Source organism: Gordonia lacunae (assembly GCF_002149015.1).
GTDB classification, from domain to species: domain Bacteria; phylum Actinomycetota; class Actinomycetes; order Mycobacteriales; family Mycobacteriaceae; genus Gordonia; species Gordonia lacunae.
In genome coordinates, this window is sequence record NZ_NGFO01000024.1 from 25020 (window position 1) to 44857 (window position 19838).

The window sequence follows — 19838 nt, forward strand, 5'->3', positions numbered from 1 at the left end:
GACTAGTCCGCGTCGAGGTCCTTCTCGACGAGATCGACGACGGTGTCGAGCGCGGTCTGGTCGTCGGCGGTGACCACCACCCGGGTGCCCTTCTCGGCGCCGAGCGTCATGATCATCAGCGCCGATCCCGCGTCCACCGGGTCGCCGCCCTCGAGGCCCAATGTCACCGGGCTCCCGATCTCGGCGACCGCCTCGGCGATGATCGTGGCGGGGCGGGCGTGCAGACCGACGGCGGAGCCGACGGTGGCGGTGGTGCTGGGCATGGGAACTCCTTCTGGTGGGGTGAGGTGTCGAATGTGATCGGTCGTCGTGCGATTCGGTGCCGGGCTCCGACCCGGATGTCGCGTGGTCGTGTGGTCGCGTCGTCGAGGCGTCAGGCGGCGACCGCCTCGAGTTCGTCGAAGGCGACGGCATCGCGACTGCGATGCACCTGCTTGGCCGCGATCACCAGGACGGCGGACAAGACGGTACCGGCGACGAGCGCGACGAGGAAGAGCACCCAGTTGTTCATCGCGAAGAAGACGAAGATGCCGCCGTGCGGGGCGCGGAGTTCGACGCCGAACGCCATGATCAGCGCGCCGCTGAGCGCACCGCCGGCCATCATCGACGGGATGACGCGGAAGGGATCGACCGCCGCGAACGGGATGGCGCCCTCGGAGATGAAGGACGCGCCGAGAAGCCATGCGGCCTTGCCGTTCTCGCGCTCGGGCTCGGTGAACAGGCCGGGGCGCAGGACGGTGGCGAGTGCGAGCGCCAGCGGTGGGACCATGCCGGCGCACATCACGGCCGCCATGATCTGGTACTGGGCGGTTCCGGAGGTCGCCGCGTCGGCGATCCCGGCGGTGGCGAACAGGTAGGCGGTCTTGTTGACCGGCCCGCCGAGGTCGAAGCACATCATCAGGCCGAGCACGATTCCGAGGGCGATGGCCGATCCGCCGGACATGCTCTCCAGGCCGCTGTTCATCTGCTCGGTCAGCCAGGCGAGCGGCTTGCCGAGCACCATGTAGAGCAACCCGCCGACGATCATGCTGCCGAACAGCGGGATCACCACGACCGGCATCAGGCCGCGCGCCCACTGGGGCACCGGGGTTCGCGCGATCCACAGGCACACCACGCCGGCGATGAGACCGCCGATCAGCGCGCCGATAAAGCTGGCGCCCACCGCGAGCGAGACGATCCCGGCCACGAAACCGGGTGCGATTCCGGGGCGGTCGGCGATCGCGAACGAGATGTAGCCCGCGAGCACCGGGACCGCGAGTCCCATCACCCCCGAGCCGATCGCGAAGCTCACCGCGCCCAGGTACTGCAGGAGTCCGCCGGACGGCAGGTCCCACAGACTGTTGTTCAGCGCGATGAAGGCGCCGTCGCTGAGGGTGCCGCCGTCGTCGAGGGTCGTGTTCGCGACCTCGTAGCCGGCGAGGAGGAAGCCGAGTGCGATGAGGAGTCCGCCGGCGGCGACGAACGGGATCATGTAGCTGACACCGGTCATGAGAGCCTGGCGCGTGCGGCCCGCGAGGCCCACCCCTGATGTCGACGACTCCGCCGCGTCGGCGTCCGAGCCGTCGCCGGTGACGCGCGCCGCTTTCGGGTTGCGTCCCGCCGCGATCGCCTCGGCGATCATCGCGTCGGGTTCGTTGATCGCCCGTTTCACCCCGGAGGCGATGACGGGTTTGCCGCTGAACCGGTTGCGGCCCTTCACTCCGACGTCGGTGGCGAAGATGACGGCATCGGCCGAGGCGATCACCTCCGGATCGAAGGCGGTCGTGGCCGAGGACCCCTGGGTCTCCACCGCGAACTCGACACCGGCCCGCTCGGCGGCGTACTTGAGCGCATCGGCGGCCATGTAGGTGTGGGCGATCCCGGTCGGGCACGCGGTGATCGCCACGATGCGCGGCTTCGCGGACTCCGCGGTCTGGTCCGTGGGCTCGGTGCTGTGGGTGTCCGTGCTGTGGGTGTCCGTGCTCGGGGGGACGCCCTCGGTCTTCGCGGTCGATACCGACGAGGCCGGCGGCGCGGTCGCAGCAGCCGGGGGTGAGGGGTTGATGGCCTCGTCGACCAGTTCGATCACTCGCTCCTCGTTCTCCGCCGCACGGAGCGAGGCCACGAAGTCGGGCCGGACGAGCGAGCGGGCCAGCGAGCTGAGGAGTTTCATGTGCGCGCTGGCGCCCCCCTCGGGGGCGGCGATGAGGAAGACCAGGTCGGCAGGCCCGTCCGGCGCGCCGAAGTCGACCTTGCGGGACAGCCGCGCCATGGCGAGGCTGGCCGTGGTCACCGACGCGGTGCGGGCGTGCGGGATGGCGATGCCGCCGGGAAGTCCGGTCGCGGACTTGGCCTCCCGGTCCAGCGCAGCCCGCGCGAGATCGGCGGGATCGGTGGTCCGGCCGGCTGCGGCGAGCGCGTCGGCCAGCGTGGTGATGACGGCGGCGGGATCGCCGCCGGCGTCGACGTCGAGACTCACCGTCTGGGCGGTGATGATCTGCTCGGTCATGGGATGTCCTTCGGTGACAGGGGGTACGGGGTCAACGGGTGGTTCTGGGCGGTTCGGGTTGTTCCGGGGCGTCAGGTCATGCGCGCGGCTCCCGACAGTTCGGTCACCCGGACGCCGGGAAGGTCGAGATGGTCGGGAGTCGGGGCCTGGGTGCCCGCTAACGAGGCGGCCGCGGCGCCGTAGGCCACCGCCGACCGGAGGCAGTCCGCGGGCGAGGCCCCCGTGCTCTGGGCGATGAGGAAGCCGGCGAGCGAGGAGTCGCCGGCGCCGACGGTGCTGCGCGGCACGATCGGCGGGGGTGTCGCCGACCAGACGCCCGATGCGGTGACCAGGACGGCGCCGGCGGCGCCGAGTGTGGCCAGGACGTTGCCGCCGATCTGATCCGCGATCGAGGTCGCGGCCTCGACCACGGGTTCGAGGTCGTTGCGCGACAGGGCTTCCCGGAGCGTGGCCGGGTCGGCGCCGGTCAGTTCGGCGAGTTCGTCCTCGTTGGGTTTGATCAGGTCGACGCGACCGGCGACGGTGGCCCGGAGCGGGGCGCCGGACGTGTCCACCGCGACGCGGCACCCGGCCAGGACGAGGTCGTCGGCGATCGCGCGGTACCAGTCGTCGGGCACGCCGGGCGGGAGGGAGCCGCAGAGGGTGACCCACTGGGCGGAGGCGGCGTGCGCCCGGATGAGTTCGACGAGCGCATCGCGATCCCGCGCGGTCAGCGCGACACCCGGAGCGTTGATCTTGGTGGTCGTGCCGTCCGACTCGGCGATGGTGATGTTGGAGCGGACCTCGCCGTCGACGGGCACGGCGTCGTAGGGGAGTCCGAGCTCGTCGAGTGCGGTCCGCAGCGGGTCGCCCGTCCGCGCGGGGAGCAGGGCTCGGGTGGACAGGCCGGCGGCCGCGACGACGCGGGCCACGTTGACGCCCTTGCCGCCGGGTTCGGTGCGGACCGTACCGGCGCGCTGCACCTCGCCGCGTGCCAGCGGTGCGCCGAGCTCGAGGGTGCGGTCGAGGCTGGGGTTCGCGGTGACGGTGACGATCATGCGATCACGACCTCGACGCCGCGCGCGGACAGTGCCGCCGAGAAGGCCGGGTCTATCCCGGAGTCGGTGATGAGGACGTCGACGTCGTCGATTCCGGCGAAGGAGGAGAGGTCTTCGCGATCCATCTTCGAGCTGTCGGCGAGGACCACGACGCGTTGCGCGGCCGCGACCATCGCCGCTTTCACCGCCGCCTCGTCGGGATCGGGAGTCGACAGCCCATGAGATTCGCTCAGACCGTTGGTGCCGAGGAACGCGGTGGTGACCCGCAGGCGGCGGAGCGCGTCCACCGTCTCGACGCCCACCGTGGCCTGGGTGAGACCACGGACGCGTCCGCCGAGCGCATGGAGCCCGTCGGGGTGGGTGCCGGCCAGCAGGCCGGCGATGGGCAGGCTGTTGGTGAACAGGGTGAGCCTCCGATCGGGCGCGGTCGCCTCGGCGGCGCGGTAGGTCGTGGTGCCGGCGTCGAAGAGCACGGAACCGCCGTCCGGCGGCAGGAAACGGATCGCCGCCCGGCCGATCGCCGTCTTCTGTTCGATCTGGCTCGACTCGCGCTCGTCGATGCCGAGCTCGCCCAGGGCGCGCATGACCTCGGCGCGCACGGCACCGCCGTGGACTCGCTGCAGATGTCCGGCACGCTCCAGGACGGCGAGGTCTCGACGGACGGTCTCGCTCGTGACGTCGAACTTCTCGGCGAGCGCGGCCACCGACGCCCGCCCGGCGACGCGCACCTCGTCGACGATCGCCTGTTGTCTCTCCTCGGCGTACACACCGCTCCGATCTCCGGTTCCGACCACCCCGCTTGTTGAGGCGTGTGGGATTGCATGTTGTAGTAATTGTGTTTACGCCTGTTTGTGTTGACAAGTCAAGCACTTTTTGTAACGGTGGTCACATCGGTAGTCGAGTGAGAGGCAAGACGATGGCGCAGATCCTGACAGGGACCCCGGTGGTCGGCGGACTGGCCCACGGTCCCGCGCTGTGGCCGGGCGGACGACCCGATCACTCACCGGAGAAGCTCGGCGTCGGCGTGGAGATCCCCGAGGAGCGTCGTGCCGACGAGGTGACACGCTTCGCCACGGCGGCCGGCGCCGTCGCCTCGCGACTGCGTACGCGCGCCTCCCAGAACACCGGGGTGACCGCGGAGGTGCTCGCGGCGACTGCGGGACTCGCCGAGGACCGGGGGTGGATCGGGGCCGCGAGCGCGCTCATCACCAAGGGCGCCACGGCCGAGGCCGCTGCCGTCGCCGCGACCGATCAGTTCGCGGCGGTGTTCGCCAAACTCGGCGGGTTGATGGCCGAGCGGGTCACCGATCTGAACGATGTTCGCGACCGCGTGCTCGCCGAACTGCTCGGTCTACCCGAACCGGGCGTGCCGACACCGCAGGTGCCCTCGGTGCTGCTCGCCGACGACCTAGCGCCCGCCGACACCGCCGGCCTCGACCCGACGACCACGATCGCGCTCGTCACCCGGCTGGGTGGGCCGACCAGCCACACCGCGATCATCGCCCGGCAACTGGGGATTCCGTGTGTGGTGGCCGTGGCCGATCTCGACGAGATCGGTCCCGGCACAACGGTTCTCGTCGATGGGACGACCGGCCGGGTCGAGGTGGAGCCTGACGCGGAGACGGCGCGGGCGCGAGTCGAGGAGGATCGTCGGCACGCCGAGCTCGTCGCCGGGTGGACGGGTCCGGGGCAGACCGCCGACGGCATCGCCGTCTCGGTGCTCGCCAATGTCGCCGACGGATCGTCGGCGCGGGCCGCCGCCGGGCACCCGGTCGAGGGCGTCGGACTCTTCCGCACCGAACTCGCCTTCCTCGAACGTGCCGACGAACCGTCGGTGGACGAACAGGCGGCGATCTACCGCGAGGTACTCGATGCCTTCGACGGCCAGAAGGTGGTGATCCGTACCCTCGACGCCGGCTCGGACAAACCCCTCCGGTTCGTGACCCACCCCGACGAGTCCAATCCCGCGCTCGGTGTCCGTGGGGATCGAATCGCCCTGGCGCATCCCGAGATCCGCGCTCATCAGCTCGACGCGATCGCGCGTGCCGCCGCGGATTCCGACGTCGCGCCGTGGGTCATGGCGCCGATGATCGCCTCGCCGGCCGAGGCGCGCGCCTTCGCCGCGGAGGTTCGCGGACGGGGCCTCGTCGCCGGGGTCATGATCGAGGTGCCCGCGGCGGCGATCCTGGCCGAGGCCGTGCTCGCCGAGGTGGACTTCGTGTCCATCGGCACCAACGATCTGACGCAGTACACGATGGCGGCCGATCGGATGTCGGCCGACCTCGCCGGACTGACCGACCCGTGGCAGCCCGCCGTGCTGAGCCTGATCGCGGGTGTCGCCGCGGCGGGTGTCCGTCAGGGGAAGCCGGTCGGGGTGTGCGGTGAGGCGGCCGCCGATCCGAATCTCGCCTGCGTGCTCGTCGGTCTCGGGGTGACGTCGCTGTCCAGCGCGCCGGCCGCGGCCGCTGCGGTGGGCGCCCGGCTCGGCGAGGTGACCGCGCAGGACTGCCGCGCTGCTGCCGACGCCGCCCTGGCCACGTCCGATCCCGCCGCGGCGCGGGAAGCCGCCGCGGCGGTGCTCGACCGTTCGGTCGGTGGAGAGGTCAGACTCGCCGCATCACGGTGACGACCTTGCCGAGGATCACGGCGTCGTTGCCCGGGATCGGGTCGAACAGCTCGTTGTGCGGCATCAGCCACACATTGGCGCCCTGACGCTTGAAGGTCTTCACGGTGGCCTCGCCGTCGATCATCGCCGCGACGATGTCGCCGTTGTCGGCGACGTTCTGCTGCCGCACGACGACCCAGTCGCCGTCGCAGATGGCGGCATCGATCATCGACTCGCCCACGACGCGCAGCAGGAAGAGCGAACCCTCGCCGACCAGCTCGCGGGGAAGTGGGAACACGTCCTCAACGGCCTCCTCGGCCAGGATCGGACCACCCGCCGCGATCCGCCCGAGGACGGGCACGAAGGTCGGCTCGGGCAGCTGGCCGGCCGACGGGGTCTCCGGCGAGGGCGATTCGCTCGGGGCGATGTTGACCGCACGCGGCCGGTTGGCGTCCCGCTTGAGCAGGCCCTTGCGCTCGAGGGTCCGTAGCTGGTGGGCGACCGATGATGTCGACGCCAGGCCGACCTCGTCGCCGATCTCCCGGATGCTCGGCGGGTAGCCGCGCTCGCGTACCGAGCGGCGGATCACTTCCAGGACCCCGAGCTGTCGCGGGGTGAGTGAGGCCTCGGCGGCGGCGACGTCGATCGGGGCCTCGTCGTCGGCTCCCCGCGCTCGGCCGCGCCTATCGCCGGTGTCACTCATGTTCGGTTCCTCTCGTCTTCGGAACGTGCTGGTAGATGGCCCGTGGGATGTCCCGAGGGGATGTTCAGCCGGGTCCGAGCCTAGCGGAGTGCGACCTCCACCTCAAACATTTGTTCGATGTGTCGCGGGACTTTGTCGGTGCGCCGTGCTACAAATTCGAACATCAGTGCATCGAACATCTGATCGAAGTTCGAACACCGACCGCCACACCCGAACACCAGAAGATCCGCACCGAACACCCGGAGGGCACCATGCGCACCGCCACTCTCGTCGCTCCCGTCCGTACCGACCGTCCCGACACCATCCGGGCGCGCACCGACCGCGCCGACCGTGTCCGGACCCGGACCCCGCTGTCCGACGGCTCCCGCCCCGTCGACAACCGGCCGGCAGGCAACCGTCCGGTGGGCGGGTCACCGCTGACGCCACGTGTCGGCGGCACGCACTGTGGTTCCGCGGTGGGCGTGCGGGGCCGGGGGCCGGTCGGCCCGGAGGCGGCCGTGTTCCGTCGCCGTCGCCGCGCGGCGATCGCGGTCCTCGCCGGCGTCGGGCTCGCCTTCGTGGTGTGGGTGTTCGGTGTCGTCGGTCAGAACTATTCGGACTCGATGACGCCCGCCGCGGTGAGCGCGGAGGTCGTCCACGTGCGCGCCGGGGAGTCGCTCAGCTCGATCGCCGGCCGGGTGGCGCCCGAGATGCCTCGTGAGGTCGTGATCGACGAGATCGTCGCGATGAACGATCTGCCGTCGAGTGCGCTGCAGGTGGGTCAGCCCCTGCTCACCCCCCGGTACCGCTGAGGCCGGGCGGTATCCTCGATGGCACAGGGGCCGGCCGAGAAGCGGCGGGGCGCACGGTTTCGGTGCGTTCCAGCGTCCCGCGACCTGCGTGAGGACACGATGCGCTGCCCCTTCTGCAAGAACGACGACACCAAGGTCATCGACTCGCGTGTCGCAGATGAAGGGCAGGCCATTCGACGGCGTCGCTCGTGTGTCGAGTGCGGGCGCCGATTCTCCACGGTGGAGAGCGCCGTTCTCGCCGTGGTCAAACGCAACGGTGTCACCGAGCCGTTCAGTCGCGAGAAGGTGATGCGCGGTGTGCGTCGCGCCTGTCAGGGCCGGCATGTCGCCGAAGACGCACTCGCGCAACTGGCCCAGCAGGTCGAGGACACCGTGCGGGCCAGCGGATCGGCGGAGATCCCCAGCAACGAGGTAGGTCTCGCGATCCTGGGGCCGCTGCGTGATCTCGACGAAGTGGCATACCTGCGGTTCGCCTCGGTGTACCGGTCATTCGACTCGGTCGAGGACTTCCAGCGCGAGATCGACGACCTGAAGTCGTCGGCGTCCGCGGGCGGGCGTGCGGAAACCGCTGCCGATCCCGTCTCAGCCGAGTCGGTCCAGAGCTCGTAGGACGCGCTTCTCCGACACGGGGAACGCGGTACCGAGACGCTCGGCGAACAGCCCCACCCGTAGTTCCTCCACGAGCCACTGCGCTTCGTCGTCCACGCGCGCCCGGCGGTGCTCCGGCACCTGTTCCAGCCGTTGGGCCCACCGCTCGACGACGCGATCGAGGACCGCCACACCGGCCTGGTCGCGCGCGGCAGAAGCGGGCAGCGCTTCGAGACGGGATCGGGCTGCATCGAGATACCGAGGCAGGTTCTGCAGGTGCCGCTGCGCGGTGGCCGCCACGAAGCCGTCGAACACGAGGTGGTCGATCTGCTCGGCGACGTCGTCGGCGGCCAGCGATCCGGCGTGGCGGTCGATCGCCGCCCGGACCGGCGCCAGCCGTTCGAGCGCCGCGACGGCGAGCGAGAAGTAGTCCGGTGCGGCCTCGGCGACGCGTGGCCTGATCCGCTCGAGGAACGCCGAAAAGGCCTGCGGCGAGCGAACAGCCGCCAACTCGGCGTCGGCGACACCGTCGAGGGCGTCCCGGATGGCCCGTCGCGTGCAGTCGGCGAGCAGCGCCTCGATGTCCGCATACGGGCTCTGGCTGAGGGCGAGTCGTTCGGCGGGACCGAGTGATCCGGCGACCCGTTTGGACAGCGGGGGAATCGCCAGGTCGAGCAGGGCGTCGATCCCGCGACGGCGGAGGCGCTCGCGGGTCTCGGTGGAGGCCGCGTCCACGACGATCACGCCACGGGGGCGGCCCTTCTCATCGGAGACCGCGTCGATCGTCGGGTAGCGGGTGAGCCGCTGCCCTGCGACGTCGACCGTCGTCTGCTCGGGGAGCGTACCGATCCCGTCGGCGGTCCAGGTCCGGTACAACGTACGCGTCACCGTCTTCGGCGCCGCGGGCACGCCCTTCTGCTGGAGTTCGGACAACGAGTCGGCGCGGGCGATGATCCGTCCGGTGTCGTCGGCGACCGCGAAGTGCATCCGGAGGTGAGCCGGCACCCGGTCGGTGTCGAAATCTGCTGCGGTGACCCTCATCCCGGTGATCGCCGACAGTTCGCGGGCCAAGCCGGCGGCGAGGGGCTCCGCGCGCGGGGTGAGCCGGCCGAGAGCGAGCTCGGCGAACCGCTGCGCGGGGGACATGCTCTTGCGGAGCTGTTTCGGCAGGGACTTGACCAGGGCGGTGGCCAGTTCGACACGCATACCCGGGACCGACCAGTCGAAGCCGGCCGGTCGGACATGGGGGAGAAGGGCCTGTGGGATCACGACCGTGACCCCGTCGTCGGATGCGCCGGGTTCGAAGCGGTAGCGGAGTTCGAGTCGGGTGTCGCCCTGCTGCCAGGCGCCGGGGTAGTCCGTGGGCGCCACCTCGGTGCCGCCGGTGACATCCTCGGGACGCAGATCGAGCAGATCGGGTTCGGCCCGGCGAGCCTTCTTCCACCAGGTGTCGAAGTGGCGTGCCGAGGTGACGTCCGGCGGCAGGCGCCGGTCGTAGAACTCGAAGAGCTGATCCTCGGTGATCACGAGTCCGCGGGTGCGCGTGCGGTTCTCGACATCGGAGGCGGCGTCGAGGAGCGCGCGGTTGCGCTCGAAGAACGCGTGCTGCGTACGCCAGTCGCCCTCGACGAGAGCGTGCCGGATGAACAGTTCGCGTGCGACGACCGGGTCGATGGGTCCGTAGTCGACGCGCCGCCGTGCGACGAGGGGAACGCCGTAGAGGGTGACCCGCTCGTAGGCCATGGCGGCCCCGCGTCGGGCCGACCAGTGCGGCTCGCTGTGGGTGCGCCTGACGAGGTCGCCGGCGAGGCGCTCGGCCCACAGCGGATCGATCCCGGCGACGGTGTGCGCGAAGAGTCGTGACGTCTCCAGCACCTCGGCGGCCATGATGAACGCGGGCGGCTTCTTGGCGAGCGGCGAGGCCGGGAAGATCAGCAGCGTCGTGTTGCGCGCGCCGGTGAACTCACGCCCCTCGGTGTTGCGGGCGGCGATGTTGCTCAGCAGACCGGACAGGATGGCCCGGTGGACCGCGTCGGGGTCGAGTTCGGTGGGGGCCACCGACCAGTCGAGGTCCTTGACGATCTCGGTCAGCTGCCGATGGAGGTCCTGCCATTCGCGGATCCGCAGGAAGTGCAGGTACTCGCGCTCGCACATCCGGCGAAATGCGCTGCCGGACAATGCCGTGCGCTGTTCGCCGAGATAGCGCCACAACTCCACGTAGGACAGGAAGTCCGACTGGGCGACGACGAAGCGCCGGTGCTGGGCGTCGGCGGCCTCTCGGTGTTCGGCCGGCCGTTCCCGGGGGTCGGGGAGCGACATCGCCGCGGCGATGACGAGAAGGTGGTCGAGACAGCCCAGCTCGTGTCCGGCGATGAGCATCCGGGCCACCCGCGGATCGACCGGAATCCGCGACATCGAGCGGCCGGTCGGGGTGAGCCGCGGCGGGCCGCCTTCGCGCGGGACGGTGATGGCGCCGAGTTCGGTGAGGACCCCCATGCCGTCGCGGATGGCCCGGTCGTCGGGCGGCTGGACGAACGGGAAGTCGGCGATCTCGCCGAGCTTGAGCGAGGTCATCTGCAGGATGACGGCGGCCAGATTGGTGCGCAGGATCTCGGGATCGGTGAAGGCCGGCCGGGACTCGAAGTCGTTCTCGCTGTAGAGGCGGATGCAGACACCCGGCGCGACGCGACCGCATCGGCCGGCGCGCTGGCGGGCGCTGGCCTGGGAGACGGGCTCGATGGGCAGGCGGTTGACCTTCGTCCGGGTCGAGTACCGGCTGATCCGCGCGGTGCCGGTGTCGATGACATACCGGATGCCGGGCACCGTGACCGAGGTCTCGGCCACGTTGGTCGCGAGCACGATCCGGCGCCCGTCGGAGGGGGAGAAGACCTTCTGCTGTTCGGCGATCGACAGCCGCGCGTAGAGCGGCACGATCTCGGCGCCGGGACCCCTGCCGCCGCCGGTTCGGCGACGCAGCGCGTCTGCGGTCTCCCGGATGTCGCGTTCGGTCGGCAGGAAGACCAGGATGTCGCCGCGGCCACCGGCCCACAGTTCGTCGACGGCGGCGTCGATGCCCTGGATCTGGTCGAGGTCGGCATGCTCGCCGCCACCGGCGTCGTCCCCGTCGTCCGGGCGCTCCTGCAGGCTCAGCGGCCGGTATCGGATCTCGACCGGATAGGTGCGGCCCGACACCTCGATGACCGGGACCGACGTCTCCGGGGTACTGAAATGCCGTGCGAACCGGGCCGGTTCGATCGTCGCCGAGGTGATGATGACCTTGAGATCGGGTCGTCGGGGCAGCAACCGGCGCAGGTACCCGAGGATGAAGTCGATGTTGAGGCTGCGCTCGTGCGCTTCGTCGATGATGAGGGTGTCGTAGCGGCGCAACATCGGGTCGGTGGCGATCTCGCGCAGCAGGATGCCGTCGGTCATGACCCGGACGAGGGTGTCGGCGCCGGACCGGTCGGTGAACCGGACCGAGTAGCCGACCGCGTCGCCGAGTTCGGTGTCGGTCTCGTCGGCGATGCGCTTGGCGACCGAACTCGCGGCGATCCGCCGGGGCTGGGTGTGGCCGATCGACCCGCGGACGCCCCGGCCGAGCTCGAGGCAGATCTTCGGGAGCTGCGTGGTCTTGCCCGAGCCGGTCTCGCCCGCGATGACCACGACCTGGTGGTCCCGGATCGCCTCGGCGATCTCGTCCCGGGCTGCGGAGACGGGCAGGTCGTCGGGAAAACGCAGAGTCGGGACGCTCGCGCGCCGCCGGTCGAGACGTGCGCGTGCCTTGTCGATGTCGGCGACGAGCTGCTGCCATTTCGCGGCGTCGGGGCGCGCCGAGAGCCGGTCGATGCGACGCCGCAACCGGTCGGCGTCGACGAGGCCCACGTCGTCGAGTGCGCCGAGGAGGTCCGAGCGGGTGACGCGCGATGCGCCTGTGGACGGGGCACCTCCCGGGGACGGAGAGGGTGAGGAAGACGGGGCCGGCATGATCCCTCCAGGATATGGGTCGGTGCGGACCGGAGTTCACCCCAGTGGCCGTGCGGGGTGCGCGGACCGGCATCATTGGGGCCATGGCTGATGGTTCGAGTACCGGAACTCCCGGGTCGCTGTGGCACGGTTTCGCCGACATGGGTGCGGTGACCGCGAGAGGTCCGTTCGTCGTCACCCGGGGCGAGGGTGCGCGCATCTTCGACCGCGACGGCAAGTCCTATCTCGATGCGACCGCGGGACTCTGGTTCACCAATGTGGGGCATGGGCGCACCGAGATCGCCGACGCCGTCGCCCGGCAGCTCGGCTCGCTCGCGCACTACTCGAACTTCGGTGACATCGCGAGCGACGTGACCCTGCAACTCGCCGAGGAGCTCGGCGCGATCGCCCCCGTGGCCGGCTCCAAGATCTTCTTCACCTCCGGCGGCAGCGACTCGATCGACACCGCCGTCAAGCTCGCCCGCCGTTATTGGGTGGAGCAGGGACGCGAGTCCAAGCGGGTCGTCGTCAGCCGTACCAAGGCCTACCACGGGATGCACGCCGCGGGCACCTCGCTGGCCGGTATCCCGCTGAACCACGACGGGTACGGCGAACTCATGCACGACGTCCAGAACGTCGACTGGGACGACGCCAAGAGCCTGCTCGGACTCATCGAACGGGTGGGCGCCGACAACATCGCCGCGTTCTTCTGCGAACCGATCATCGGCGCCGGCGGCATCTACCTGCCGCCGGAGGGGTACCTCGCCGAGGTGCGGAGCATCTGCCGGGACCACGACATCCTCTTCGTCGTCGACGAGGTCGTCACCGGCTTCGGCCGCATCGGCGGCGAATCCTGGTTCGCCTCGGCCCGGTTCGGCCTCGAACCGGACATGATCACCACCGCCAAGGGCCTCACGTCCGGCTATGTCCCGATGGGTGCGGTGTTCATCGCGCCGTGGATCGCCGAGCCGTTCTTCGCCGGCGGCGTGTGGTGGCGGCACGGCTACACCTACGGCGGGCACGCGGGTGCGGCCGCCGCCGCCCTGGCCAACCTCGACATCATCCGACGCGAGAACCTCCTCGCCGAGGCGACGCGTCTCGAGGGCGACCTCGCCTCGGCGCTGTCATCGCTCACCGACCTCGATGCGGTCGCCGAGGTCCGGACCGGTCTGGGTGCGGTCACCGCGGTCCAGCTGGCCGACGCCGCCACCGCCCCGGCGGTGGTGCGCACGCTGCGCGAGCACGGCGTGAGTACGCGAGCCGCGGGACAAGGGGCGCTGCAGATCTCGCCCGCCTTCGTGATGACGACCGCCGAGGTCGGCGAACTCGCCGACCGGATGCGCGCGGCCCTGAGCTGACCCTCCGGCGCCCGTTAGTTCTACTCCCTGAGGAGCGCCTGCACCTTGCGGAGGGCGCGTCACGAAGGGGCCCGGCTGCTCGAGAGCGGCCGGGCCCCTTCGTCGTCGTGCACGCGGTGGATCAGGCGTTGGCGAGCACCTCGGTGGTGGCGATCGCCTGGGCGACGCCGCTGACGATCGAGGCGACCTTGAGAGCCTCGAGGATCGCCTCGCGGTCGACGCCGGCCTCGCGCAGGGTGTTCTCGTGCGCGGCGACGCAGTGGCCGCAGCCGTTGATCGAGGACACCGCGAACGACCACAGCTCGAAGGCCGCCTTGTCGACACCGGGGTTGCCGATGATGTTCATCCGCAGACCCGGGCGCAGGTCGTCGTACTTGCCGTCGAGGAACCCGCGGCCGCGGTAGAACACGTTGTTCATGCCCATGATCGACGCGGCGCCGAGTGCGGCGTTGTAGGCCTCGGCGGACAGCGTGTCGGCGGCCTCGTCGGCGATCTCGCTGAGCACCTTCGCATTTCGCGTGGCGGCAGCGGTCGACAGCAGGGTGCCCCACAGCTGCTCCTCGGTCAGCGCGGTCGTGCGGCTGATCGAACCGAGGTTGAGCTTGAGGTCCTTCGCGTACTCGGGGAGTACTTCCTTCAGATTGTCGATGCTCATCTGTTCTCCTCTCAGACGCCGGCCGTCATGAGCTCGCCGGCGTCGATCGTCGGGTCGCCCTTCTTCCAGTTGCATGCGCACAGTTCGTCGGACTGCAGTGCGTCGAGGACCCGCAGGACCTCGTCAACGTTGCGGCCCACCGAGCCCGCGGTGACCGATACGAACTGGATCTCGTTGTTCGGATCGATGATGAAGGTGGCGCGGTCGGCGACCCCGTCGGCATTGAGAACGCCTGCAGCGGTGGCCAGTTCACGCTTGAGGTCGCTCAGCATCGGGAACGGGAGGGTCTTGAGGTCCTCGTGCTGTGCGCGCCACTGGAAGTGGACGAACTCGTTGTCCACCGAAGCGCCGAGCACCTGGGTATCGCGGTCGGCGAACTCGTCGTTCAGCTTGCCGAACGCGGCGATCTCGGTCGGGCACACGAAGGTGAAGTCCTTCGGCCAGAAGAACACGATGCGCCACTGACCGGGGTGATCGTCGGACGACACGGTGGTGAAGTAGTCGTCGGGCTGCTGGGCATTGACCTTGCTGAGGTCGCCACCGATGACGGCGGTGAGGTTGTAGGCGGGGAACTGGTCACCGATGGTGAGCAGGGCCATGTTTCGCTCCTTCAGCTGGTGAATGTACGGAAACTTGCGCGCGAAAGAGTTTCGCGACGTACGAGTACCATCGTGCCGGATTCTGGCCAAAAGCGAAACGTGATGATTAGCACTACACTGATAGGCATGCCCGATAGAACTTATCAGCCGACCGTCGCCGGCCTGCGTGCCTTCGTGGCCCTCGCTCATCGCCGCCACTTCGGCACTGCCGCAGCCGATCTCGGCGTCAGCCAGCCGTCGCTGTCACAGGCGCTGTCCGCACTCGAATCCGGTCTCGGGGTGACCCTCGTCGAACGCACCACGCGGCGTGTCCAGTTGACCGCCGACGGGGTCGAGCTCCTGCCGCGGGCGATCGCGGTGACCGAGGCCGTCGACGAGTTCACCTCTGCGGCCGCGGGCGCCGGACAGCCGCTGCGTGGGGTCATGCGAGTAGGGGTCATCCCGACGGTGGCGCCATACGTCCTGCCGACACTGCTGCGCGGGCTCGGCGAGCGGCTCCCGGACCTCGTGCCCCGGGTGGTGGAGGAGCAGACCGCGCGACTGGTCGAGCAATTGCGTACGGGCACATTGGACGTGGCCTTGCTCGCGCTTCCCGTCGAGATCCCCGGCATCGTCGAAGTTCCCATCTACCGTGAGGATTTCGTTCTCGCGCTCCCGTCCGGACATGCCCTGGCCGGACGTCGCCGCGTCGACCCCACCGCGCTCGCGGACCTGCCGCTGCTCCTCCTCGACGAGGGGCATTGTCTGCGTGACCAGGCCCTTGAGGTCTGCCGCCTCGCGGGCGTTCGGCCCGACCTCGGGCAGACCCGGGCCGCCTCGCTGACCACGGCGGTGCACTGTGTCGTCGGTGGTCTCGGAGTGACGCTCATCCCGCAGACGGCGGTGGCGTCGGAGACGGCGTCGGGCGACCTGGCCACCGCGACGTTCGCGACCCCCCGTCCGGGCCGCCGGATCGGACTGGTCTTCCGGGCCTCCGCCCGCCACGACGAGGCCTACCGCGAACTGGCCTCCGTCATCGGCGATCTCGTCGGCGCGACCGGGGCCGTGACCCCGCTCTAGGCCGGCTCGCCCGTCGCTGCGAGCGACTCGGTGGCGGCCGCCTGCGCGGCGAGGGCCTCCCATTCGTCGACGAGGCTCGAGTCGACCTCGCGGACCATGGTGCCCAGGTCTTCGACGATCCGCTCGATCTCGGGCGTCACCACACTCGTCGGAACGCCCTGGCGCAGAACGCGATAGCAGTCCGACAGGTAGCGCAGCAGCACGCCCTCGCTGCGGGCGAGGCCGTAGGCGGAGATCAACTCGGTGAAGGTCATGGCCTTCTCCAGCATCTCGCGCAGGACCGACTTCGGCGCCGGCGGGAAGGACGACACCCAGGGGTGGCCGCGGCGATAGATGTCGAAGGCGGCGAAGATCTCCTCGGCCAGCGGCTGCGGCCAGGTGATCTCCTCCAGGCGGGTCATGCGCTCCTCGTACTCGATGCCGTCGGCCTTCATCTCGGCGATCGCGGCATCGCGGGCGACCTTGCGCTGGGCGAGCAGCAGCGGCCGCGGATTCTCCAGCGTCGATTCGAGGACGGAGACCACATCGAGTGCGTACGTGGACGACTCCGGGTCGAGGATCTCGAAGGTCGCCAGCGCGAAGGCGGACAGCGGATTGGTCAGCGCGAAGTTCGCCGGCATGTCGACGCTCAGCGCGATGTGCCGTCCGGTGTCATCGGGTTCGTCGCGTTGCACGACGATGCCCGCGTCCCGCAGTCCGCGGTAGAGCTCGATCGTGTGTGTGATGGTGCGCAACTGCCGGTCGCGGGGTTCGTGGTTGTCCTCGAGCAGATGGCGCACCGCGGCGAAGCAGTCGCCCGGCCGGCCGAGCACCTCGAGCAGCATGGCCGTCGTCATCTGGAAGTGGCTGCGCAGCGGCTCGTCGGGAGCGTCGACGAGCTGGGTGAACGTCTTCTCGCCCCACGACACGAAACCCTCAGGAGGCTTCTTGCGCACCAGCTTCCGCAGCTTCTTGGGATCGTCGCCGGCCTTGGCGACCGCGCGGGCGTTCTCCACATCGTGATCGGGGGCCTGGGCGACGACGTAGCCGATCGTGTCGAACCCGGCCCGCCCGGCACGGCCGGCGATCTGGTGGAACTCACGCGCCCGCAGGCGCCGGACCCGGCGTCCGTCGTACTTGCTCAGTGCCGCGAACAGCACCGTTCGGATGGGCACGTTGATCCCGACGCCGAGGGTGTCGGTCCCGGCGATGACCTTCAGCAGGCCCTGCTGGGCGAGGCGCTCCACCAGACGCCGGTACCGCGGGAGCATCCCGGCGTGATGCACGCCGATCCCGGCACGCAGGAGTTTGGACAGGGTGTTGCCGAAGCCGGTGGAGAACCGGAAGTCCCCGATCGCCTCCCCGATCGCCGCCTTCTCGGTCTTGTCGCAGATCCGGACGCTGAGCAGCGCCTGCGCGCGCTCGACGGCGGCGGCCTGGGTGAAGTGCACCACGTAGATGGGTGCCCGGCCGCGATCGACCAGCTCTTCGATCGTCTCGTGGACCGGGGTCATCGCGTAGGTGTGTTCGAGGGGAACGGGCCGCTGCGCACCGGTGACCTCGACGGTCTCGCGCCCGGTGCGGCGGGTCAGGTCGTCGACGAAGAACGAGACGTCGCCCAGCGTCGCCGACATCAGCAGGAACTGCGTCGACGGCAGTTCGATGAGCGGAACCTGCCACGCCCAGCCGCGGTCGGGTTCGCCGTAGTAGTGGAACTCGTCGGCGACCAGCGTGCCGATGTCGCTCTCACCGCCGGCGGCCAGCGCGAGGTTGGCGACGATCTCGGCGGTCGCGCACACGATCGGTGCGTCGGCGTTGACCGCGGCGTCACCGGTCAGCAGACCGACCTGGTCGGCACCGAACATCGCGCACAGCTCGAAGAACTTCTCGCTGACGAGCGCCTTGATCGGGGCGGTGTAGAAAGCGCGCTCGCCGCGGCAGCGCGCGAAGTACAGCGCACCCGCCGCGACGAGTGATTTGCCCGAGCCCGTGGGCGTCGCCAGGATCACGTGGCTGCCGGCGAGGAGTTCGAGAAGCGACTCCTCCTGATGGGGGTAGAGGTCGAGGCCACGCCCCGTCCACCAGTCGGTGTACCGCTCCAGGGCGGCGTCCTCGTCGTCGGTGGGGACCAGGACGTGGGGTCCGGGAATCGGTGCGGTGTCCGGGGTCAGATCGGTGATCGTGGACCCTCGTCCCCGGGGTCCGCCTCACCGGTGCCGGTCTGCTCGGCCAGGAACCGTTCGAGTTCGGCGCCGAGTTCGTCGCCGCTGGGCAGCGATTCCTCGGCGGCGAGGAGCGAGGCCCGCTCCTGGGCGGCCTGCGTGAACGTGTCGTACTGGGTCTCCAGCGCGGCCACCACCGATTCGATCTCGGTGTTGCCCTCGACCTCGGTGTCGACCTGCGCGCGTACCTTCTCCGCGGCGCTGTCGAGCGCGGCGAGGGGGAGGTCGAGGCCGGTGAGTTCGGCGACCGCCGCCAGCAACCGTGCCGACGCCGCCGGATAATTGGTCTGCGCGAGATAGTGCGGGACGTGCACGGACAGCCCCGAAGCCCGGTAGTCGTGCTCGCCCATCCGCAGTTCGAGGAGCATCGACGCGCTGGCCGGCAGCTTCATCGCCGATCCCCACCGGGGCAGGTCGCCCAGGGCGTCGGGATCGCTGCCGTGCGCGGTGATCGACGGCGGGCGGGTGTGCGGCACGGCCATCGGGATCGCGTTCAGCCCGATGACATCGGTGACACCGAGACCGTCGCTGAGCCGACGGACCGCATCGACGAACTGTTCCCACCGGAGGTCGGGTTCGGAACCGGCGAGCAGGAGGAACCCCTTGCCCGAGTTGTCGCGGATGGCGTGCAGCGCCAGCGACGGCATCTCCACGTCGGTGAAGGTCTCGCCGCTGAACGAGATGGTCGGCCGGCGTGAGCGGTAGTCCATCAGCTCGTCGGACGAGAAGGTCGCGACCAACTCGGACTCGAGGCTGTCGCGCAGATGCGCGGCGGCCAGGGCGACCGCGTGCCCGGCGTCGGCGAACCCTTCGAGGGCATGGATCAGTACCGGACCCGTGCCGTCGGGCCGGGTCACCTGCGGAGCGGGAAAGGCGAGTTCATACAGCGCGTCATCGCGCGCGGGCTGCTCGTCCACGTCGTCCCTCCTTCTGCTTGCAGCCGTCTGAAGAGACAGCTGAATGTTCATTGTCTCGCACCGGGGTGCGGAGCGTCATCTGGGTGCAACCACCTCGACACGCCGGTGATTCCCCGGGTGCGACGCGCGGTGTGTCGGAGGGCGTGTGGGGTCGGGGACGGTGGCACAGTAGACCGTTGTGACCGAGCCCCGCCGTCCCATCCACCTCGTGTCGGCCGCTTGCCTGCTGGCGGCGACGATCGTGGTGTCCGCCTGCTCGGTGGCCGGCGAGCCGGAGCCATCGGGTCAGGACCTGTCCTCGCGGTCGGTGACGGCCGCCGACTTCCCCGACGGCGCGGCGAGCCCGATCCCGACCACGGCGGTCGCGAACGCGCTCGCGGATGTGACCGGAGCGCCGATGTCCGGACAGGCGGGCACCGAGGTGTCGCCACCGGACTGCGCACCGGCTCCCGTCTCCGCCGACGGCGCCGTCGCCTACCTGGGACCCGGCCCGGGGGAGCGGTCGACGCTGACCACGGTCGTGGCCGGTGTCGACTCGACCCTCGACGACGTGGTCGAGCTGGCGCAGCGGTGTCGGCAGACAACGACGACGACGTTCGGTGCGTCGTCGACGGTCACCACCGAGGTCCTGCCTCCGCCGCCTGGACCGGACGGGGTCCAGACGGCCACCATCCGGCGCACGATCGTGACCGGCGGCGGCGTCCCCACGACGACGAGTGCCCTCACCCTCCTCGGCGAGCGTGACGGCGTCCGGGTCTACACCGAATACCGTTGGCCCGCGGCAGGTCCGGTGCCTCCGGAGGCGGCTGCCGTGCTGGACGCGCTCTTCGTCAAGGCGAACGCCGCCGCGTTCGGCTGATTCTGCCCGGCCCTG

Annotated in this window: 16 protein-coding genes; 6 read left to right on the plus strand and 10 right to left on the minus strand. The window is 70.2% G+C overall.

The window, feature by feature from the left end; genetic code table 11:
* Positions 1 to 2 precede the first annotated feature (2 nt).
* From CA982_RS18760 to CA982_RS18775, 4 genes are all read right to left on the minus strand, one after another.
* The gene (locus CA982_RS18760) at positions 3 to 263 is read right to left on the minus strand and encodes an HPr family phosphocarrier protein (RefSeq protein WP_086536778.1); all 261 of its coding nucleotides are present in this window, start codon (positions 261 to 263) and stop codon (positions 3 to 5) included.
* 110 nt (positions 264 to 373) lie between these two features.
* Positions 374 to 2488, minus strand: coding sequence for a PTS fructose transporter subunit IIABC (locus CA982_RS18765; protein ID WP_086536779.1), 2115 nt, complete (start codon positions 2486 to 2488; stop codon positions 374 to 376).
* Between the two features lie 71 nt (positions 2489 to 2559).
* A complete protein-coding gene (gene pfkB, locus CA982_RS18770; protein WP_086536780.1) occupies positions 2560 to 3525 on the minus strand; it encodes a 1-phosphofructokinase in 966 nt (321 codons plus the stop codon).
* Complete coding sequence (locus CA982_RS18775) at positions 3522 to 4292, minus strand: DeoR/GlpR family DNA-binding transcription regulator (protein ID WP_010840857.1); 771 nt, start codon at positions 4290 to 4292, stop codon at positions 3522 to 3524. Before CA982_RS18775 ends, pfkB begins: the two co-directional genes overlap by 4 nt.
* A gap of 149 nt (positions 4293 to 4441) precedes the next feature.
* Between CA982_RS18775 and CA982_RS18780 the strand changes: the two genes are divergently transcribed.
* Positions 4442 to 6151, plus strand: coding sequence for a phosphoenolpyruvate--protein phosphotransferase (locus CA982_RS18780; protein WP_086536781.1), 1710 nt, complete (start codon positions 4442 to 4444; stop codon positions 6149 to 6151).
* Here the strand turns inward: CA982_RS18780 and lexA are convergent.
* On the minus strand, positions 6129 to 6833 hold the full coding sequence (gene lexA / locus CA982_RS18785; RefSeq protein WP_086536782.1) for a transcriptional repressor LexA: 705 nt from the start codon (positions 6831 to 6833) through the stop codon (positions 6129 to 6131). The genes CA982_RS18780 and lexA overlap by 23 nt on opposite strands.
* A gap of 251 nt (positions 6834 to 7084) precedes the next feature.
* Between lexA and CA982_RS18790 the strand changes: the two genes are divergently transcribed.
* Positions 7085 to 7624, plus strand: coding sequence for a LysM peptidoglycan-binding domain-containing protein (locus CA982_RS18790; protein ID WP_086536828.1), 540 nt, complete (start codon positions 7085 to 7087; stop codon positions 7622 to 7624).
* Positions 7625 to 7723: 99 nt separating this feature from the next.
* The gene (gene nrdR / locus CA982_RS18795; RefSeq protein ID WP_086536783.1) at positions 7724 to 8233 is read left to right on the plus strand and encodes a transcriptional regulator NrdR; all 510 of its coding nucleotides are present in this window, start codon (positions 7724 to 7726) and stop codon (positions 8231 to 8233) included.
* Here the strand turns inward: nrdR and hrpA are convergent.
* Complete coding sequence (gene hrpA / locus CA982_RS18800) at positions 8207 to 12196, minus strand: ATP-dependent RNA helicase HrpA (RefSeq protein ID WP_208618013.1); 3990 nt, start codon at positions 12194 to 12196, stop codon at positions 8207 to 8209. The genes nrdR and hrpA overlap by 27 nt on opposite strands.
* Positions 12197 to 12279: 83 nt before the next feature.
* Here hrpA and CA982_RS18805 point away from each other — a divergent pair, with 83 nt between their 5' ends.
* Complete coding sequence (locus CA982_RS18805; RefSeq protein ID WP_086536785.1) at positions 12280 to 13533, plus strand: aminotransferase family protein; 1254 nt, start codon at positions 12280 to 12282, stop codon at positions 13531 to 13533.
* A 121-nt stretch (positions 13534 to 13654) separates the two neighbouring features.
* On the opposite strand, the gene CA982_RS18810 is transcribed toward CA982_RS18805, so the two are convergent.
* Both CA982_RS18810 and CA982_RS18815 read right to left on the minus strand, forming a co-directional pair.
* Positions 13655 to 14188: an alkyl hydroperoxide reductase gene (locus CA982_RS18810; protein WP_086536786.1), complete on the minus strand. Its 534-nt coding sequence runs from the start codon at positions 14186 to 14188 to the stop codon at positions 13655 to 13657.
* An 11-nt stretch (positions 14189 to 14199) separates the two neighbouring features.
* Positions 14200 to 14787, minus strand: a complete 588-nt coding sequence (locus CA982_RS18815; protein ID WP_004019399.1) for a peroxiredoxin — start codon at positions 14785 to 14787, stop codon at positions 14200 to 14202.
* A 126-nt stretch (positions 14788 to 14913) separates the two neighbouring features.
* On the opposite strand from CA982_RS18815, the gene CA982_RS18820 reads away from it, so the two are divergent.
* Positions 14914 to 15846 carry a hydrogen peroxide-inducible genes activator gene (locus CA982_RS18820; protein ID WP_208618014.1) on the plus strand — a complete coding sequence of 311 codons (933 nt, stop codon included), beginning with the start codon at positions 14914 to 14916 and terminating at the stop codon, positions 15844 to 15846.
* On the opposite strand, the gene CA982_RS18825 is transcribed toward CA982_RS18820, so the two are convergent.
* On the minus strand, positions 15843 to 17975 hold the full coding sequence (locus tag CA982_RS18825; protein WP_086536788.1) for a DEAD/DEAH box helicase: 2133 nt from the start codon (positions 17973 to 17975) through the stop codon (positions 15843 to 15845). The two genes, CA982_RS18820 and CA982_RS18825, sit on opposite strands and share 4 nt — an antisense overlap.
* Before the next feature lie 17 nt (positions 17976 to 17992).
* Entirely contained in the window at positions 17993 to 18964 is a 972-nt protein-coding gene (locus CA982_RS18830; RefSeq protein ID WP_086536789.1) for a PAC2 family protein, read from the minus strand.
* 178 nt (positions 18965 to 19142) lie between these two features.
* On the opposite strand from CA982_RS18830, the gene CA982_RS18835 reads away from it, so the two are divergent.
* Positions 19143 to 19823, plus strand: a complete 681-nt coding sequence (locus CA982_RS18835) for a hypothetical protein (protein WP_244176374.1) — start codon at positions 19143 to 19145, stop codon at positions 19821 to 19823.
* Positions 19824 to 19838 lie beyond the last annotated feature (15 nt).

Bases quoted from the DNA above. Each gene is read 5' to 3' on its own strand.
- CA982_RS18780 (WP_086536781.1), top strand. From the start codon at position 4,442: ATGGCGCAGATCCTGACAGGGACCCCGGTGGTCGGCGGACTGGCCCAC.
- CA982_RS18815 (WP_004019399.1), bottom strand. From the start codon at position 14,787: ATGGCCCTGCTCACCATCGGTGACCAGTTCCCCGCCTACAACCTCACC.
- pfkB (WP_086536780.1), bottom strand. From the start codon at position 3,525: ATGATCGTCACCGTCACCGCGAACCCCAGCCTCGACCGCACCCTCGAG.
- hrpA (WP_208618013.1), bottom strand. From the start codon at position 12,196: ATGCCGGCCCCGTCTTCCTCACCCTCTCCGTCCCCGGGAGGTGCCCCG.
- CA982_RS18765 (WP_086536779.1), bottom strand. From the start codon at position 2,488: ATGACCGAGCAGATCATCACCGCCCAGACGGTGAGTCTCGACGTCGAC.
- CA982_RS18820 (WP_208618014.1), top strand. From the start codon at position 14,914: ATGCCCGATAGAACTTATCAGCCGACCGTCGCCGGCCTGCGTGCCTTC.
- CA982_RS18790 (WP_086536828.1), top strand. From the start codon at position 7,085: ATGCGCACCGCCACTCTCGTCGCTCCCGTCCGTACCGACCGTCCCGAC.
- CA982_RS18805 (WP_086536785.1), top strand. From the start codon at position 12,280: ATGGCTGATGGTTCGAGTACCGGAACTCCCGGGTCGCTGTGGCACGGT.
- lexA (WP_086536782.1), bottom strand. From the start codon at position 6,833: ATGAGTGACACCGGCGATAGGCGCGGCCGAGCGCGGGGAGCCGACGAC.
- CA982_RS18810 (WP_086536786.1), bottom strand. From the start codon at position 14,188: ATGAGCATCGACAATCTGAAGGAAGTACTCCCCGAGTACGCGAAGGAC.
- CA982_RS18760 (WP_086536778.1), bottom strand. From the start codon at position 263: ATGCCCAGCACCACCGCCACCGTCGGCTCCGCCGTCGGTCTGCACGCC.
- nrdR (WP_086536783.1), top strand. From the start codon at position 7,724: ATGCGCTGCCCCTTCTGCAAGAACGACGACACCAAGGTCATCGACTCG.